12 protein-coding genes are annotated in these 18,795 nt (G+C 42.6%); 1 reads left to right on the top strand and 11 read right to left on the bottom strand.

Annotated features, from left to right (window positions below; translation table 11 throughout):
• Positions 1–101: 101 nt before the first annotated feature.
• The 3 genes from HDT28_01405 to HDT28_01395 are packed head-to-tail and all read right to left on the bottom strand — an operon-like array spanning position 102 to position 3,213.
• On the bottom strand, positions 102–266 hold the full coding sequence (locus HDT28_01405; GenBank protein MBD5131240.1) for a hypothetical protein: 165 nt from the start codon (positions 264–266) through the stop codon (positions 102–104).
• Between the two features lie 27 nt (positions 267–293).
• A complete protein-coding gene (locus tag HDT28_01400) occupies positions 294–1,355 on the bottom strand; it encodes a hypothetical protein (GenBank protein MBD5131239.1) in 1,062 nt (353 codons plus the stop codon).
• Complete coding sequence (locus tag HDT28_01395; protein ID MBD5131238.1) at positions 1,348–3,213, bottom strand: N-6 DNA methylase; 1,866 nt, start codon at positions 3,211–3,213, stop codon at positions 1,348–1,350. The genes HDT28_01400 and HDT28_01395 overlap by 8 nt, the downstream gene beginning before the upstream one ends.
• A 242-nt stretch (positions 3,214–3,455) precedes the next feature.
• On the opposite strand from HDT28_01395, the gene HDT28_01390 reads away from it, so the two are divergent.
• Complete coding sequence (locus HDT28_01390) at positions 3,456–4,529, top strand: hypothetical protein (GenBank protein ID MBD5131237.1); 1,074 nt, start codon at positions 3,456–3,458, stop codon at positions 4,527–4,529.
• On the opposite strand, the gene HDT28_01385 is transcribed toward HDT28_01390, so the two are convergent.
• The 8 genes from HDT28_01385 to HDT28_01350 form a co-directional block, all read right to left on the bottom strand.
• The gene (locus HDT28_01385; GenBank protein MBD5131236.1) at positions 4,501–6,912 is read right to left on the bottom strand and encodes a hypothetical protein; all 2,412 of its coding nucleotides are present in this window, start codon (positions 6,910–6,912) and stop codon (positions 4,501–4,503) included. The two genes, HDT28_01390 and HDT28_01385, sit on opposite strands and share 29 nt — an antisense overlap.
• A gap of 599 nt (positions 6,913–7,511) precedes the next feature.
• Positions 7,512–8,159, bottom strand: coding sequence for a shikimate kinase (locus tag HDT28_01380; protein MBD5131235.1), 648 nt, complete (start codon positions 8,157–8,159; stop codon positions 7,512–7,514).
• A 248-nt stretch (positions 8,160–8,407) separates the two neighbouring features.
• Complete coding sequence (locus HDT28_01375) at positions 8,408–9,211, bottom strand: hypothetical protein (protein MBD5131234.1); 804 nt, start codon at positions 9,209–9,211, stop codon at positions 8,408–8,410.
• 245 nt (positions 9,212–9,456) lie between these two features.
• Entirely contained in the window at positions 9,457–11,865 is a 2,409-nt protein-coding gene (locus HDT28_01370; protein ID MBD5131233.1) for a hypothetical protein, read from the bottom strand.
• 49 nt (positions 11,866–11,914) lie between these two features.
• Complete coding sequence (locus HDT28_01365) at positions 11,915–13,354, bottom strand: hypothetical protein (protein ID MBD5131232.1); 1,440 nt, start codon at positions 13,352–13,354, stop codon at positions 11,915–11,917.
• Positions 13,344–16,013 (bottom strand): VWA domain-containing protein, encoded by a 2,670-nt coding sequence (locus HDT28_01360; GenBank protein ID MBD5131231.1) that lies wholly within the window; start codon positions 16,011–16,013, stop codon positions 13,344–13,346. The genes HDT28_01365 and HDT28_01360 overlap by 11 nt, the downstream gene beginning before the upstream one ends.
• Positions 15,991–17,898 carry a VWA domain-containing protein gene (locus tag HDT28_01355; protein ID MBD5131230.1) on the bottom strand — a complete coding sequence of 636 codons (1,908 nt, stop codon included), beginning with the start codon at positions 17,896–17,898 and terminating at the stop codon, positions 15,991–15,993. Before HDT28_01355 ends, HDT28_01360 begins: the two co-directional genes overlap by 23 nt.
• Positions 17,895–18,779 carry a DUF58 domain-containing protein gene (locus tag HDT28_01350; protein MBD5131229.1) on the bottom strand — a complete coding sequence of 295 codons (885 nt, stop codon included), beginning with the start codon at positions 18,777–18,779 and terminating at the stop codon, positions 17,895–17,897. The genes HDT28_01355 and HDT28_01350 overlap by 4 nt, the downstream gene beginning before the upstream one ends.
• Positions 18,780–18,795: the final 16 nt, after the last annotated feature.

Here is an 18,795-nt window from a genome sequence, read left to right as displayed (position 1 = left end):
AGCACATTGTTTTCGGCAAAGTTTGCTACATTATATTCGGATTCGCCACGTATTTTGACATACTCCGCGAAAGCCGAACTCTATACCGTCCGTGCAAACATTTAAGCACCGATATGAGACAGATGATCATCGTCTTTCGCAGTATCGATCGCAAAAACGACGCTCGTCTTTTCGCCGTTTACGCGAGCTTTTGCGTAGAAGAAATTTATGTACGGCGCGCCTATAAAGCCCACGGCGAAAAGATTTTCGTAATAGGCATTCTGCAAGCCTTTTTTATATCATTCGGTACGTAATTAAATTCTATCACTAAAAGGTAGTGATTTCATATATAGATCCATCCATTCCCAATCCGGAATAAATCCTTCATCGGAAAATTCGTGTTTACCGTCAATAATAATACCATTAGCATCTTGCTTAATTGGCAACTTTATTGTAAAGTCTTTTCTAAAATGAGCATTTAATTCACGACCGAAAGCCTGATATTTTATCTTGCACTCATTTCGTATAAGAGTTGCAATAAAAAGCTTGGTATGCTTAGATAACGGTACTTTTTCTTGTAACACGGCGACATTTTGTGCAGTATAAAACGGCTTGTCTTGTACAAAACATGAACCTATGCTTCCTCCCAAAGACAGAGTAAGCGCTCCTGCCGTATTAACTGTTTCTCCATCAATTTCATCGATAAACCCGGCAACTCCGTTATTATTTGCACTTCTCCCGATATAGTTATATTTAGGGTTATCGTTTGTTGTCGCTACTGCATCTATACCATTACCCATAATCGTATCAAAAATGCGGTGCAGATAAAAATTTTTCCATTGAGTTGTTTTTAAAGGTTTATTTTGTTGTTTTTGTATAGTTGTAGTTATAGGGTTGAATTCTAGAGATTCGATATATTTCTCCATATACTTCCAATCCGGAGAACCATCGGGTGTTGCAGGCAATTTAATTTTTGTTCTAGACAAATTTGGTTTGTACTTTCTACCAAAAGAATATCTATAACGTTCCAAATCAAGAATAGTAACAATAAAAAGACCTGTTTTTTCGTTTAAGTTGCTGTTATAGCCGACAGCTAAAGTAGTGGAACCGATAAAGTCATGATCAATATAATTCGAATAGCCGACGGACCCTTGTCCGTCACAAATAAATATTATGCAATTACCTTTTGTGACAAGTTCAGGATTATATTTAACACGACTCATTACGCCATTATCTTCTTTTTTGGCTCCAATATACTCTATATCATCACCTTCTTCAAGTAACTCGCCCGCATTACAACACTTGCAAGATTCTATATTGAATATACCGAATTCACCCATTAAATCGAAAAATTTCCAATTGGATGTATCAATCATTTTTCACAACTCCTGTTTTTACAAGATATGACAAATAATCATTCAAAGTCTTTTGAAAATTTGCTTCTTCTAATGTAGAATAGTCTGTTTCCATATATGCTTCTGCAAGCCACTCATCAGTCCAAGTTACTCGATGCATTACCGATAGCCCGGGAACTTCTCGCCTGTTTTTATATAAATCTAACCATAATTCTTTCGTTTTCACCCATAAGCTATTACCTTCAAGATCTGTTCTCTCAACCCGACCCAATCCTTTTCTTTTAATAAATTTATCGTCTCGATAATATCCAAAGAACGTATCTTTATTCGCCTTTTCATGTTTTTGAGAAAGATCGAATATCATACAACACGCCACGGCGGCAGCTCCGGGATAAAACATCTCTGTCGGCAAAGAAAATACCGCTTCAAGGGTGTAATTATCTAACATTTTCTTTTTGAACTCTTTTACATCGCCACTGTTACCGATAGCCGCTTGCATAGGCAATAAGACCGCCATTTTACAAGTCGAAGGCACGTGACGGGCAACCCATTCTACAAAATGCAAACCTTTAGAAGGGTCTTCTTTTTTCTTAGCAGCCCAATTTTTAGTATATTCGGGATTACAACATTTTTTTGTGGCATTATAGGGAGGATTCATCAAAACAATATTGATATTGTTTTCTTCGATCCACTTTCCGCGCTTAAACATTGAATCTTGCACAACATTGGAATTCCCGTCTCCGTGAATAAGCATATTAGTTGAAGAAAGACCAAACGCGCCTTCTTCATATTCAATTCCAAAAATCTGGTTTTTCTTAACTTCTTCGCGCTCTTCTTCGGTATCGCAATCATCCATAGCATCTGTCATCGCACGCACAAGAAAAGCTCCGCTTCCGCAACAAGGATCTAAAACCCTGGATTTTTTATTGACACCTACGGCTTTGCTCATAAAGTCACAGATGTGGTCCGGAGTAAACGCTTGATTTTTATCGGATTTACCGACATATTTATTAAACGTTGTAAAGAATAAGTTTAGTAAGTCTTGTCCGGCGGTACTTTTGTCATTTATGTACGGTACTACATTATCATCGATAAACTGCAAAATATCCTCAAGCTCTTTATATGTCAAACTTTTAACATCTTGATCATCGAGAACTTTACTATTCAAAACAGCCAGCTTGCCGGCTTTGTTCAAACTACCGCTTCGCGTTAATAGTCCCTCTAAAATATCTTTAATGCTCTTGAGAACTACTTTCTCGGGAGCTATTTTTTTGCCTGTTCTTGGATCAATAGTTTCCTTCACACCCTTATAAACAAGCCCATTTTTCAGTGCAAGAAGGCAAGTACCCACAAATTGACTACGGAGTTTTTCATTTATTCCATCAGAATGAAGCTTTTCATTCAGCGTTTTAATAGAATCTACAACTTTAATTTTGTCGTTTACCTTACCAAAACATAAATCTTCATATTCGGCAAACGTTCTCAGTATAGTTTCATCATTAGCTTTATGGTCATCATCAATAATTACAGATTGTCCATACCAAACCCAGATTTCATCACCATCGGTTTCAGCAAGAATAGCGACTATTTTCTTTTCCGAATACGCTTTTTCGAATCGTACATAATCTTGCAATTGTCCTTGAATTTTATTTTTATCCCATTTACTAAATTTATTTTTGCACTCCACAAGGATAACTAACCGCTCATTTTCAAATCTAATATCAAGGAATTGATGTTGCGTGCCGGTTGTGGCTTTTTGATAGTCCTTTATATCTTTGCCCACAGATTTTAATGCCTGCACATAACTAAATTCGCCCGTTTCCGTATTTCCAATACGATATTTGTCTCCGATTTTATTAATAATCTCAAATCTATTCATTGATTTTTTCTCCTTAAACAGAAAGTAACATAATCATTATAGCACATTTTCATCATCATTCATAGTATTTCGACAATAGTTTCTTTAGTTAAAAATTCTAACAATCTATATGAAAACAACTCCCGCATTGGTCTCAATGTGATAATCATCGCCATTTTTGCAAACTTGTACCCTCCCCCGACCCGCTTGAGTTAAAACTCGGTATTATTACAATAACTAACAATTATTTGGAGTTTAACGCAATGAAAAAGGAAGAAATAAAAAAAGTATTAGATAAATACATACAAGTAACACACAAATTTTCTTCTAGATTAAAAGTTGCACTTGTGTCAAGTGTGCAAAATGAAACCAAAACACGCTTAGATTTCCCGCATGAACATAATTCTGTCATAACTAGTTACATGTCACGAAAGGATATTGATGAACTTATTCGTTTGTTTCGCGAAAACGAGATATACGTTGAGCTTTTTAGTGATATCGAATTATTTTTTAAAAAATTGTATTCCAAAAATTGGGACTGCAATTCTGTTTTTGAAACAAGTCCTCAAGGCATTGCAAAAGGAAAAGATGCTATTTTACCGGCTTTTTGCGACACGGTAGGATTGCTTCATTTCGGCTCAGACGCCGCATCGAATTTGAAGGTCGGGAATAAATACAATTGGTATTGCGTTTTGGAACAAAATAATATTCCCGTACCGAAAACTTTCTTTTTTAATCATGGATGGAACGTTAATCCCAATGTTTTCCCGATTTTACTTAAATTGAATGAAGAATGCGCCAGTATTGGACTGTCACGTAATTCCTTAATAAAATGTGATTCTGAATTACTGACTCAACAAGCACAAACCTTACAGTCCATTTATAATGAACCGGTAATTGGACAACAGTTTATAAGCGGATACGAAGTTGAAGTTCCCGTCATTTGTAATAGTACAGATACTATTATTTTGCCGGCTGTAGGTTTAAGCAGAAATGGTCAAAGACTGCTCGGCGATTATTTTTTTGATTATGATACAATTTTTGATGACGGATATGGCGTTTACTCTTTTGACGATGCCTCAGAATTAACAAGTAAACTATACTTGATATGTAATAGGGTAATTAATATTCTGGATCTTAAAGGTCATTTTAGAATCGATTTTAGGATCACCGAAAACGGTAATCCATTTATTACTGATATTAACAACGATCCCACTATTGGGTGGGAAAGTTCTTTCTTACATAGCGTTAAATCGTTGGGTTATAATGAGAAAGATCTTTTGGCAATAATCTTAGGAAGCTATCTGATCAATCAGACCAATATTGTATGTCCGTGAAAAGAAGCGGTCTACCCCAAAAAGTCCACGCTTTACCTAAAATACAGTCACCCATCTGCGTAAATAAATCCTGCTTCGACGAAAACGATTTTTTTTGTACTTGAACAATTTCAGTGTGCTTTTTAAAAAATTGAGCATTGCTTGGATAGGGGTTAAGATTTTCAAGTGATACTAATGACACGCTATCTAAATTTTTATTAATATATCCTGATAAAAGCATATAATTATTTATGATGAAATATCTATAATAGTCATCAATACCGGATTCGTTTTTAATTAAGTCAAATAATTCTTTATACAGTTTCAAGGCGCAATTATCCTTATCTGCCAAAAAAAGTACAAGCCCATAATTTATTTTTAATAATATTCTGGAAATTTCATCAGAGGAAATATTGCTAATGAGAGCTTCAAAACACTTTATAAAATCAAGCAATAACGATTTGCTGACTTGTGCCGAATTCGATAAAATTATTGATATTATGTAATTGTTAATTACGTCCGGCAAAAAATGCCTTGTTTCGTTATATTTATCAATTATGTCAAAACACATTTTTGATAAATCAGATGCTTCCGTATATTTGCCCATTACGATAGCGTTGCCAATATGATTGGTTAATGCCCTAAGACACAGTGATTTCCCGGGAATATAATCGCAATTTACAAAGAAGTCAACCGCCTGTTTAGTTTGGTCGTACTGATTATCTATAACGTATGTGTAGTTGTTTTTAGATAAAAAATCATAGTATTCAATTCTAAAATCCACATCTACGGCAGAATAAGTCGCAAACGTATAGTGAATTTTTTCATTATATTGGGCAGCGCAACCTAATTCACTCATTATCTCGTCGTATAAAATGGCGAACTGAATCCATATAAATGGTTCCGACGATTGTAAGTAACGGTTTTGTGCCCATGTATTTAATATACTAGCCGCATCGCGATAGTTTGACGACACAATATCTTTATTAACTAAAATCAAACAGCGTAAGTAATCTATTTGACAGTCTATTTCTACTATAAATTGACGATTAGGCAGGACTTTACTTGCTGCATCATAATCTCCTGAAAAATAGTAATCGTAAGCTTTAATCATATTTAATAAAGGTTGGTATAATTCTTGTTCGCTTAGCAATCGGACATATTGCGATTCAATATTCACGGATTTTCGATATTTTCTTATTCGATTTATAATATAATTAAAATACAAAATGGCGGCGGCATCTTGAGAATCTGTTAATAATAATTCCTTTGCCCGCATAGCAAAATTAGATGGTGTAATCTTTTGTAACGCTTTTGAAAACATATTATGGTAACGTATGCAATTTTGATTATATTCATTCAGTCTTCTATAAATATGATTATATGAAAAATATAATTCTGTTCTTTTTTGACCATATATTCCACTTTTTAGCGTATAGGATACTAAATTATTAAATGAATTTTCTTCTTCTATTAACTCTTTCAATAATGCACGTTGGAAGCGTTCCCCAACAATAGACGAGCAATTTATCATTTCTACAGTTTGATTTGTTGCATAATCAATATCAACCCCATTTTGATTATTGTCGTTAGCTATTTGGGTATTTATTTTGTCTTGTAAATATTCCTGAATGTTATTATAGATTACTTTGTTATTGGGCTGATTAAAATATTTGGCAAACTCTACGGTTTCTCCGAAATTGCCCCCGGTTATGCTATATAACTCCTTGTAATCTATGCGGCTGTTTATTCTTTCTAGGTATTCCTTTACATCTGCATCCGATAAATCTGTTAACCTAAATACATAATGTCTATCACGACGCTCATTTATGTCTAAAAAATCATATGAATCTTCCTTGTTGGTAGCTGCTATAATAAAAGTACTATTACTTATCCAATTACAATCTACTTCTGTTATTAATTTTTTTAAAAGCGCTTTCGACATCCAGTCCCATTTGTCAACATCGTCACATATAAAAACCCCATTCCCGGACGATATCCTTTTTAGATCATCCAATATTGATTTCTCGGTATTATTATAGACTGTCGGATATGTATCCGGCATGTTGATTAATTCGATGAATGTTTTGGCAAATCTATTTGAGTTTTTCAATACGATTTCCGAGGCTAACGAAGTCTGTTCACGTGAAATATTTTTATTATATTTAATAAACTGCGTAAACGGCGCATAATCCGCTACACCTAAAATTGAATCTGGATTTACTGATAATTTTAAAATATATTTTTGTGGATAGGTTATTTTAAGCTGTTCTTGTATTACATTAAGCAGCGTCGTTTTACCTTGTTTGTATTTACCTAATATAATAAATTGTTTTTTATCCGTTGTGTTGCAAATCGTATTTGCTATACTATTAAAACCCAGTCTATCGTATAAAACTTCCATATCAAACTCCAAATAATTGTTAGTTATTGTAAGACATATTTTATTTAGATAAAGCATTTACCGCATAATATAATTTAATATGTCTAATCCATAAATATTTCTTGTGACAAAGTCAATGATATAGTATAGCGTGTAGTGTATCGTTTGACATTTGAAACTCTTTCTGCAATTTAGTCGCTCATTTGGCATTTTCCTAGCCTTGTCTACCCTATTAACTGATCTCCTAGCTTGATATTGAACACCCAATCGCCATCAGATGAAAAATTTATACCATTCTGCTTCTGTAAATATCGGTGCTCATTCAAGTATTCAATAAATAAACCCCATTTACACAATAATGAGTTAAGTAAACGACTTTATATACATCTACACGAAAAATGTCAAACATTTTTCCAATTTACTAAAAATAATTTCGATTTTTAAGATTGCTATATAATCACTTCCGGGAAATATCTTCTTTCTAAACTCAATAGGTATGTATAACATACTTAAATAAATACTTGCTTTCTTAGTAAATAACAATCCGATTATGGAAAACACCGTATTATACTCAAAGTATAAATTCACATAAAAACTATGTTCATGAAAAACGAATATTGCTAAATGATAAGCCCAAAATGTTTCTCTACTGCTTTCAATGTGTCCGAAACTGTTGATTTACTATTTCTTGCAATCCAAAAGAAATCACTTGTCTTTATATCGTGACACTGCTCTGTATTCAGTTTGCGCAATACTTCGTTACAGTTTTGTTTTGCGTGAATAGGGTTTGTCGCGGAGTTGATAAAAGCATTAAAGTCGCTATGGCTTTCTCTTTGACAATAATCATTGATAATATCGTTATTGTTTTCTCTAATCAGAAAAACGATTTGATTATTATTGGCAATTTGTTTAGCTTCATTTACGGACAAATGCAAATCGCAAACTACTTTGTTGCTTTGTGAAAGTTTGATTATATCATTAAGAATAAACGGTAATTGTTCTGTGGTGTTATCTTTCAACCATTGAACGTATTCAGCAATATCACGCAAGAAAAAATCGTCGGCGTTTTTGAATTGCTTATTCATAGCGGGCTGTTCAGACGCATTGGATAGTTTCTTATGTTTATCGAATTCCGCATCGGCATCATATCTGATAAACCCGTATTTTTCCGCAATAGCTTTTGAAATCGTGGTTTTTCCACCCATTGCGCAGCCTGTAATAAAATACACATTTTTGAAATATTCTTTGGTGTAATTACTAAGAAACATTTATTACATCCTAAATTTATATCTTAATTCATAATACCATAAAAATAAATATAATTCAAGTGCATAAGCAAATAAAAGGACTGTGGCTCTATGTCCGGTGCTTGATATTTAACGAGTGCATCGCCGCACAGCGCAAGAGTACACACGCAACGAACTAATAGATCGACAAAACTAAAATGCCAAACAGACAACACCTATTCAAAACATATTATTGGGGTTTTAAAAAGCTGTTGATTAACTGTGATTCATTATTGGAATGGTATACGGAGTGTATTATTTTCGCATTTCTTAATTAGAATATGGCTTGAATGCTGTAATACGCCATCGTAATAAATCTTGTTTTCGGATTTTTGTTTTTCTTCCAATTCTGTGACAAAGCAAATAAAATATTTTTCTGCATTATCTTTATCTGATTTAATATCCGAAATGTCTTTTGATAAATAAGAAAAAACATTCTCTGAAACATAAATACTGCACAATTCCACTAATTCTTCGTTTAAAACTTTTAGATAATTGTATTTTCCTTTTTTAATCCAATACAATCGACATTCTCCGTAAAATATTTTTTCTATTCCCGTATCTTCTTCGGAAAGTCCGCGATGTAAGAATTTCTGTGGCAAACGAACTGTTTTCTTGCTTTGAGTTTTAATAGTAAAAAATGATCGACCAGTATCCGACTCTCCATCTGAACCTAATTCATCATGTCGACTTTGCACGCTCTTTTTTGTTAAATAGTCCATGCATGCTTGTAAGCGCCTTTTTATATCATCAGCCTTTGCGCTTTTATAAAAATCCCGCGTTTCCTTCCGTGACGCTTCATCTAATCTATATGAGCAATCCGAAGCATGAAAATGCATATTATTCTTGGAAACGCGAAAATGCCGTTTCCCCCTACGCACTATTGTTAATGGAGCCGTATAACATAGCGGACAATATATTTTTTCATTATACGCTTCGTAAATTTGTTCCCCAAACTTATCGTACAATTTCCAAAACTCAAAATAATCGTAAATTTTATTCTCAAAATAAAATTGATCATATTTTAATCCCATACATTCTCTCCTAATAAAATTATGTTCAACGCTAAAAATACAATAATATAAATTGTTTTCGCACCTTATTGTACAAACTAAAGAACCTAAAACTTCCTTTATAATTCGTTTTAAGTTCTTATTGGCGGCACGTCATCATCCGAATTTGAACTTTTTATGTATGTGACCCATGAGGTTTTCGGCATAATGATTTTAGTCTAAGCCTAATGGTATACTTTGTTATGTGCGTTTGTTGTAAGCTCACATTAGGTATTTGCAGAAGAGCGGGTAAGCACATATCGATTATCGCGCTGATCGATAAGCACGAGATTGTTGTTTTCGTCTATGGCGAATTCCACCCAAATTACGTCGCCTGACACGTGCGGCACGACAACGTTCAAGCCTTCCACGCTGAAAGTGAACGTTTGCATTACGGTTTGATCCGTAATGGGATCGTCGTTTTCGTCGGTGGGCGTGCGCGTAATGCTTACCGTGCCACCGATTACTTCGTTCCCATTAGGCGTAAACGTTACTGTATAAATATCGCCCACTCGATCCTGCGCCGTGTACGTGCCGCTGAGCAATTCCTCAAAATCGATTTCGCCGACCGTAAACGTGAATATGCACCGTACGAGTGTGGCCACGTCGGACACTACGGTCACTTGATACTCGCCTTCACGCGTAGCGGTAAATTTCCAGCAATCGACGCCGCCGATTTTAGCCTTGGTGACAGTGGCGTACTCGGCATTGTCCGAATTGATCGTGGCCGTCTGTGCCGGGTTTGCATACTGCTCTACCGCACCGTAAAAATAAATCTCGCCGCCTATGGATACGGTTTTTTCGTTGCCGTCATAGAAAGTGCCGGATACATTGTTTAATAGCTTAGGTTGCATTTCCTTTTGGGGCGCGGAGCCCGTAATATTCAGCACAAGCCTTCTTTCGGTATTTTCGGTTTTGATAATAATAGTCCACGTGCCGCCGTGCTTTGCCGATATGCTGATTGCGTTGTCCGAGCGCAACAAGGTGAAATGTTCGTTGCTGATCCAAACGTCCGCACCGCCGTAATTTCCCTCATAGTCAAACATCATCATATCTATCGTCATGTTTGCGGTAGTCGGCAAAACGTCGGTAATTTGGATCATATATATGTTGCCTACGTTGCACTCTATTTCGGCGTTTTCCGCAAGCTCTTTTCCTTGATACATTAGCTTGTACGATTTGATCTTGAACATATCGCGATCGTAGCCGTTTGTCTCCGTGCGCTCGCCCGTAGTTTGTGAAACAGTTATCATGGTGCTATACGAATAGTCACCGGTCGGCGTTGTTTTGCCCGACGCGTCGGTCGTGAACGTAGGAACGTAGCCGTCCTGTTCGGCAAGACTGCTGTTGTTCTCGTAATAGTCCTGCGTGACGAACGCATAGGCTATTTCGTAGCTGTCGCCAAGCTTGAACGTGACCGTCGTCTTGTAATAGTCCGAAACTCTATCGCGCTGTTCCAAACCCGAAAACGTAAACGTGTACGTTTTTTGGGCTTCATCGACGGTTTCCTTTAAGTCGTTATTGCTACACTTTAACGCGTGATTATACAGGTTGTTAAGCATGTTTTCCGCGCCGTATTCGGTCTGGCTGTTGTACCACAAAAATACAGGCGCACCGCTCATCATCGACGGATCGTTACGGTTGCTCGTTACGATAACTTCGTCGTTAAGCTGAGTAACAAAAAAGCCCTTGCTGTCGTTACTGCAATGGTATTCCGCTATAGGCGAAAGCTCAACTTCCTTGGCGACGTCGCCTAAATACTCCGTCGTCTCGTTCCCGTCCGCCTCAAAAGTGTAAGACCGCTCCTTAAAGTAAGTGTAACTGTTGCCGAACGTGTAGTCGTACTTGTACGTCGTGACCGGCGTGTGGGGCGGGAGCAATTCCTTTTCTTTACCGTCGCTACCCTTTACCTTGGCGTAGAACGGGTGCGCGCCCTGCATCCAAATTTCGCCGGAAGCCACGTTACGGCTGAAATACCCGCCCACGGCGAGCGCGCTCTGCACCGTCGAAATATTAACGTCTTCAACCGTCATGTCGAACGACGCCTTTACGTTCCCGAGCGATACGGTTACTGTAAATTTTCCGAGCGCCGTGAATACCTTGTCTATAACCGTGCCGTTTTCGCCGACGATGGCTACGTCCAAACCGTCCGTCGACGTCGTTTGCACAACGAACATAGCGCCGCGTGAATTTTCGTACGTCAGGTCGAGCGCAAGCCCGTCAAGCGACACCTCGTCGCCCAGTCTGTACTGCGTTTTTACGGCGGCTGTGTCAAGCTCGATCTTGCGCAAAATATCATCACTGTCGTTTACGTATACAGTATATATTTCGCGCTTGCCCTCGAAAATTACCGTTATTTGGTAATCGCCCGCTACCGACATATCCATGCCGCTTTCCTGATTGATAGTGATCTTGTCGGTAACGTCCGCAACGCTGCCGTCTTTATACTCGGCGTATACCTTAAACTCGTCGCCTGTTTCAAACTCGTCGCCGCACATAAAATTTATTTTGGGGTTTTCTATGCGTAGCGCAGTAATGTTCGATTGGTCGCCGCCGCATGCGACAAGCCCGAACACTGCGCAAAACAGCAACGTCGCTACCGTTATAAGTAAAATATACTTTATCGATTTTTTCATATTAACAAAACTCCTTTAAACATGAGCGTCAGCTGTATTATTCTAACATTTATTTGTAAAAACCGCAAGCAAACAGCCACAGCGCGTCCTGATTGGCGGAATACCCCGCGTATTCGGGCGTATCCATACCCGCTCCCACGCCGTCGGTGTACAGCGAATGATTTTCGGCGAACTTTTGCAGGAACGTCCTTAGCTCCTCGGTCACGTAACACTTGCCTTCGCTGTTGCACACCGCGTTATAGTCGATGCGGATGAAGTTGGTATAGTCGAACGCGGCAAACTTTTGCTCGGATTCTATCCATGTATTGTACAGGATCAGATAGTTACTGCCGTTTGGCCCGACGGAAATCGCATCATACAGCGAGGGCACCACTCCGTATGCGGGAAGCGCACCCCTAATATCGCAAAGAAGCATCGGACCGTAACCCGCGCCGTAGCCGTACCTGTTGTCGGCATACTCAACCGCGTCATACACGTGGTACCTTCCCGTATTGGGGCTTACCTTGAAATTGCTCGCGTCGTAAAGATACGTGCCCATATCGGCATAAACAAACTGCTCGCCTGCCTCACGCTCCGGGGTTTTGCCTCGTGCCTGCTTTGCCGCCTGCGGTCTTATATCGGCATACGAGCTGATGTAATCACCCAAGTAAGTTATCGCAAAGTCGACGTATACGGGATATTCGTGCGACTTGCTGTCCGCTCCCACCGCAAACGTGCATACGTTGCCCACTTCTGTTGCAGACACCGAAAATTCGTAGCGGAAGTTTTTGGCAAACCCGCCATCCGACGCCGCGCCGCCGCCGTCCAGCGTGCGAACAAACCACTTAAAAGCGGTACTGCCGCCGTACAAATGGAACAGCGGATTTATTTCGTCATCGTAAATATTGACCCACGACTCGATTGAATACACGCCTGCCGAACGCGGCATGTATTCGTAAAACAGCGATGCGCCGTCGCGCTCGACGGTCACGCGGTACGTTCCGTCGTCGCGCACGGTATAGCATCCGCCGTTTACGTACAGATTACTGCCGTTGCCGCTTTCCGGACTGCGTACCGTGGTAAGAAGTATGCTCGTTTTTCGCTCATCGGCTGTCGCCGTGTAGCCGTTTGGATTATACGTATAATCGCTCGGCAAGCCCGACAGATAAACGCTGTAAGTGCCGTCCAGCTCGCCCGCGTCCGCCTTGCCGTCAAGACCGAGCGGCACGCGCACAACGTTGTTTTTGTTGCGCCACACGACCGTGATATCCATATTTTCATTCGGCGTGAACACACTGTTTTTCAAAAACACCGTAACGGTATAATGCGTCGGGTTTTCTTCCGTCGGCTTGTTAGGATCGTCGGGGTCTTCCGTAGGATTATCACCGCCGCCTACATTAACCGTCGGATTTTGAGTGCCGTTTTCCAAATACGTACCCATGCCGCAACCCGTACCGCAAAACACAAGGCATACACAAGCAAGCAATATCGCCAAAAGCTTATTTTTCATGCTTACGCCTCCCAAACAGTCCTTTAAAGAAAGATGTGACGTCCTTCCATTTTAATTGTCTTATAATTATATCGACCACAAACAATACGACGCAAGCTACCAAAAGCAGAAGCGTAAACTTGAACACGTAAGTTGTGTACTCGGAATTGACGTTTTCAAGTGTTTCGATTTTGTCAAGATCGAGTATTTGTCCATTCTCGGACAAAAGCCTATACAAGCACGCCTTGTTATATCCGACGAAGCTGTCGTACTCCGCGTAATACGAAACGGAAAACTCGGTTTCCGTGCTGTACCGCAAATTGCCTTGCGCATATTCGATGCGTACGGAATAAGTGCCCGGCGCGTCGGTGGCAAAGTCGGCGCAATACCTGCCCGATTGCAATACAAGCGTTTTTGTATCTACCAATCCGTAGGGGTCGGTAAGCACTACCGTAAAGTCCGTACTGTCGGGCAACGTCGCCGAAGCGGTGACGTACACCGACGTAGAACTGCCCGCACCCTCTACGTCCAATACGAACGGCGAATCAATGCACTCGTCGGGCAGGTTTGCCTCGGGGAGATTGCCGAGGAACGCCGCGCCGCCCGAGCCGTCTATCCATTCGCTCGTCCATGCGCCCGAAATATTGGACATAAACGAAGCTACCCTGCCCTTGCCGTACTTGTAGTACATGTACAGCGGCACGTCAAACGCCGTTACTCTGTCGCGGTAATACTTGACCGTCATGACGGTCGTCGCAGTATTTTTTGCGCTGTTGTACCAAAACCCGTTTACCGCCTCTACCGCGCTCACTCCCGTCACTGCGGGGTCGCTCGAACGGCTGACGGTAACGTCGTATGAACCGCCTTCTATCACGATTTCACGCGTGTCGGCACGCAGGTCGCTTATAACGATGTCCACTTCGCTCTCGTGCTGAATGTTTTGCAAAAATACCCCAGACGCGGCGTATTGGTTGTTTACAATACAGTCGAACAGCGCAAGTCCGTCCGGCTTGGCATACACGGTGATTGCCGAAAGCGCGATGTCGTCCCGCGAAATCTTGATTGCCGCGTCCACCGCGTTTTGCTCGTCCGTCCTGGGTATCAAGCCGTCGGAAATGACGATGACGCGACGGTCGTAAAAGCGCTTGGGCATCAAGTCGTAGGTATGGTTGAGCGCGGCGGAAAGGTTGGTTTCGTTTTCCACCTCGCAATTCTGTATTTTGTCCGCAATAACGCCCACGGTTGTCAGATACGTGGGATCGAGCAGTAGCTTGACCACGCCCGAATACCCGACGACCATCACCGTATCGGTGGGATTGAGCGACTGCAAAAGCCCGACCGCCGCGGATTTGGCAACGTTTAGCCTGCTCTCGAAATTCATGCTTGTGGAGATATCAAGCACGAGCGCGAACAGCCGCGATTCCTGATTGGGATTGCCTATATTGAACGGCAAAAGCTTTTGTAGCATATTAAGCGGTTCGGAAGTGCCATCGTTTTCCTGTACAAATGTGTCGCCGTAGGTGGAAAGCGTTTTGCCGTAGTCGTTGACGAGCGCGCCGAGCGACGACAAAAACATTTGCCAGGACTGCACTTTTCGCACGTCGAAGTTGCTGAGTGCGATCTCATCGTATCGGCACATATCTTCCACACTGAGCGGAAGCTTGTCAACATCGGTTATATACGTAACGCCGTCGTCGCCGTAAATTTTTCGCCCCGCCGCAACATCGGCTTGCGATCCGCCTACAAACAGAACTTCACGCTTGTCGGTTACGGTCTGGGTAAAATAATTACTGTTGTTGTACGTCGAATAGTCCGCGGCCGATTCCGCGGTTTCCACCCGCACTTCGTAGCGGAAAGTGCCCGCGCTGTCGGTGGGAAGGGGTAACGAAACAATATTCAAGCCGCTGTAAAAGCTTGCCGTAACGCGCGAGATCCGCTCCTCGCCGCGATAAAGACTGACGTACCCGTCCGTGCGGTCAGAGTCACCCGTATTGGCGCGCACCATAACTCGCACGCTCTCCGTCTTGTCCTTATATGCGTTTTGAGTGAAATCCACGTCGTCGATCTGCACTTCGCAAACGGCATCTGGAAGGTTATCGTCCAAATACACCGCGTCGATATACACACCTTCGTTTTGCAGAGTGTTTACTATCTTAACTATATTGTTGGAAGCGACGGTCTCCACGCCGTCGGTAATAACGATCAAGCGCTTGATAACTGCGTCGTCAAACAGATTACCGGCATAGCGGATAGCCGCGCCTATATCGGTCGCGCTTCTGTCCACCTTGGTTGCCGATCTGACGTCGGGCACACCGCCACCCATGTCCGAAATCTGCTGCGTGTTCCTTCCAAAGCAAACTACGCCCATCTTGGAATTTTCGGGCAGCTTGTCTGCCACTTCGTTAAGCTTTTGCTGAACGTCGTCCAGGCTATGCTCGGCGGAGTACGAAATATCGGCAAGCACGTATACTTCGGTTTGCGTGACGACGCTTTCGTACGACATGCCGCTTATCGCAAGCGTAAAAAACAAGCAAATAAATAAGTGTAAAACAAGCGCGGTGATATTATGTCCATTGCGGTTGTCCTTGCGTACGGCAATACAGAACGGCACGATAGCCACCGCAAACAGCGGAATAATAAGCAGCAATTGCCACGGATTATCGAAGTTGATATTGCTCATAACAATACACCCCCCAATCCGCAAGCACTATCATCGCTATCAAAATGAAAAATACAAGCAGGTTATCGTAAAACCCGTCCGAATAGTTATATTCGCGCTCGCCTGCAATGAGCATGGCGCCGCCGTTTTCTCCACCGCTTTCTGATTGCGGAACGGCTGCGTAAGCATACAAATGCTTTTCGCCCTTGCCGCGCATTTTGACGGTCAGCATATACGTACCCGCCTCGCGCAAAGTAACCTCGCACACGTCGGTATCGAGCGTGTCGAGCGTGTTGCTGTTGCCCGACGGCGAAGTGACGACAATGCCCTCGCAACCCGGCACGACGCCCACCGCCATAACGTCGCCGCAAACGTATTCGGTTTGCGCCAGCTCCGTCGGGAACGAATAGTCCATAAGGTTACGCACAAGGATGAGAAAATCGTCGGTAAGCCCGAGGTCGGAATCCTTGATGCGGAAGGAAAACACGACCTGCCGATCTCCGTTTCGGTTAAGTCCGGCAAACACAATATCATCGCCGTCTATATTGAGCACGGACGTAAAACTGCGCGGCACTACGTACTGCGCATAGGTGCGCACCGCAAGGATACGCCCCACGATATCCTTTGTAAGCATTTTTTCTACGGCGGACGTACCGTCGTTGTACTGCGGCGTATAATAGCTGCCCGAACCGTTCGCGTCGCGCGGCGTGGTGTGTCCGCGGTAGCTCACACCCGAGCCGATATCGCTTCCGTCGACCGCGTCGATAAGCCAAACCGCCGCTTGTGTAGGCAACGTCTTGGGCACGTACCCGTTGAACACATACAAATCGTAGCCGACCGCGCCAAGCCTTTCGTAGGTTTCGGGCGTTACGACGTCTATATCGGCCTTGCCCGCGTGCTGGATCGCGCGGTGCAAATACGCCGCGTCGTCGTTTTCATCCGCGATATTGCTCACCATAAGCGCCTTGCGGTTTTGCACGGAATCGTCGTCGTACACAATTACGTTGTTGTCTTCGGCGAGCGCGTCGCTCTCCGCTATGCACAGCTTGATTAGCGCGGGACTGCTTGTTACCGTGCTTGTAAGCACGAAATCGGCAGGCACGCCGCTTTCGGCATGAACGGTGGTTTCGGCAACCTGTTCGGGAGTGCCGCCCACGTTGTCGGTCATCCACATTTGCACGGTAAGCTCCGCATCCCCTGCGTATGAAATAACCTGTCCGGAATACCCTATGCCCGCCGCATCCGCTACGGGTTCATAGCTGTAAATCGCGTAGTTGTTTTCTCCGCCCGAAACGTTAATGAGCGCAAGATTGTCGTTCACCTCGTAATCCTTGTCGGTTACGAGATACATGACCGCCGAACGGTTGTCGTCGAAGTACGCCTGCGCGGCGGAAAGCGCGGAAGTGCAGTCTGCGTTCGTCCATCCGCACGAGAGTGCGCCGACGTAGATTTTGGCTTGCTCTTTGTCGGTGACGCCGCCGAACACGGTGTCCACGGTATCGCTTACCAGCACGAGCGAAAACCCGCTGCCGCTTTGCGCGTCGTCTATAATGTCGTTAATGCGCCGCTGCGCCAAACCGAATCGCGAAGTATCGCCGCTGCGAATATTCATGCTTGCCGAAGCGTCGACAATAAACACAATATCCTTAGCGGACGCAGACACGGTAAATACCGGGTGAGCTATAGCCACAGACACAAACAGCACGGCAAAAATTTGCAACAGCAACGTAATAATTCCGGTCAGCTTGGATATGGGCTTGCGCCGTTTAAGAAATTTTTCGCTAAGTTCCCAAAGATAAGTCGAGCCGACGGTTTGCTCGGTGTATTTGGATTTGATTATATAGATAATAATTATAATCGGTATGCCGATAAGTCCCAACAGACCGAGCGGATAGTAAAATCTCATTTAAGCACCCCCACGTCGGTAAGTTTTTCAAAGAATATTTGCTCTAACTGCATATCGTCCCGAACGAGCAAGTACTCGGCGCCGCGCGCCGCACAGTAATTAAAAAGCCGTTCGGTGACGTAACGCACCGCTTCGCGGTACGCTCTGATAATATCCCTATTGATGTTTTTGCGGTAGCTTTTGCGCTCGTTCTCGCTGTCGTAAAAAATGTTTTTTCCGCGCACCTTGGGATCAAGCTCCTCCGCGGAAAGCACCTGCACGCACAAAAGGTCGCGCTTTTTATCCACCATGTAATCAATCGCATTTTCGTAATCGTTGTCGGTAAGAAAATCGGAAATAACAATACTCAGTCCGTCGCCGTACCCAACGTCGGCGGGCAAAATGCCGTCGGACAAAAAGCAATCGCCGCCGAACTCGATATCGTTAAGCTTTCCTATTTCCGCATAGTACCGCTCCTTGCCGGACAAGCCCGAGATCACTTCGGTCACATTGCTTTCGTTGACGGTGTAAACGGACACCTTATCCAGCTCGGACACAGCCAGATACGCAAAAGTCGCCGCAAGCTCCAAAGCGGTCTGCGCCTTTTTTCCGCTTCCGAAATCCATAGACCTACTGACGTCGATGTATATTCTTGTATGTAGCTGTCGCTCGTCGAGGTACAGTTTGAGATACAGCTCCTCACTGCGCGCGTAAGCATTCCAATCGATTTTGGTGATATCGTCGCCTGCCATGTAATTACGGTAATCAACATACTCACAAGACGAACCGAGCGTCTTGCTTGTGTGATTGCCGCCGAACATGCCGGCTATATTGTTTTTCAAAACGGTATGCAACGTTTCTATCCGCTGCAAAAGCGCTTCGTTGATCACCAATTCGTGCATTGTAATATCCTTCGAA

This window comes from Clostridiales bacterium (assembly GCA_014799665.1).
GTDB lineage: Bacteria > Bacillota > Clostridia > Christensenellales > Pumilibacteraceae > Anaerocaecibacter.
The sequence above is the reverse complement of the archived record's forward strand: the minus strand, read 5'-3'. Positions and strand labels throughout refer to the sequence as shown.

Bases quoted from the DNA above. Each gene is read 5' to 3' on its own strand.
- HDT28_01400 (MBD5131239.1), bottom strand. From the start codon at position 1,355: ATGATTGATACATCCAATTGGAAATTTTTCGATTTAATGGGTGAATTC.
- HDT28_01395 (MBD5131238.1), bottom strand. From the start codon at position 3,213: ATGAATAGATTTGAGATTATTAATAAAATCGGAGACAAATATCGTATT.
- HDT28_01390 (MBD5131237.1), top strand. From the start codon at position 3,456: ATGAAAAAGGAAGAAATAAAAAAAGTATTAGATAAATACATACAAGTA.
- HDT28_01385 (MBD5131236.1), bottom strand. From the start codon at position 6,912: ATGGAAGTTTTATACGATAGACTGGGTTTTAATAGTATAGCAAATACG.
- HDT28_01380 (MBD5131235.1), bottom strand. From the start codon at position 8,159: ATGTTTCTTAGTAATTACACCAAAGAATATTTCAAAAATGTGTATTTT.
- HDT28_01375 (MBD5131234.1), bottom strand. From the start codon at position 9,211: ATGGGATTAAAATATGATCAATTTTATTTTGAGAATAAAATTTACGAT.
- HDT28_01370 (MBD5131233.1), bottom strand. From the start codon at position 11,865: ATGAAAAAATCGATAAAGTATATTTTACTTATAACGGTAGCGACGTTG.
- HDT28_01365 (MBD5131232.1), bottom strand. From the start codon at position 13,354: ATGAAAAATAAGCTTTTGGCGATATTGCTTGCTTGTGTATGCCTTGTG.
- HDT28_01360 (MBD5131231.1), bottom strand. From the start codon at position 16,013: ATGAGCAATATCAACTTCGATAATCCGTGGCAATTGCTGCTTATTATT.
- HDT28_01355 (MBD5131230.1), bottom strand. From the start codon at position 17,898: ATGAGATTTTACTATCCGCTCGGTCTGTTGGGACTTATCGGCATACCG.
- HDT28_01350 (MBD5131229.1), bottom strand. From the start codon at position 18,779: ATGCACGAATTGGTGATCAACGAAGCGCTTTTGCAGCGGATAGAAACG.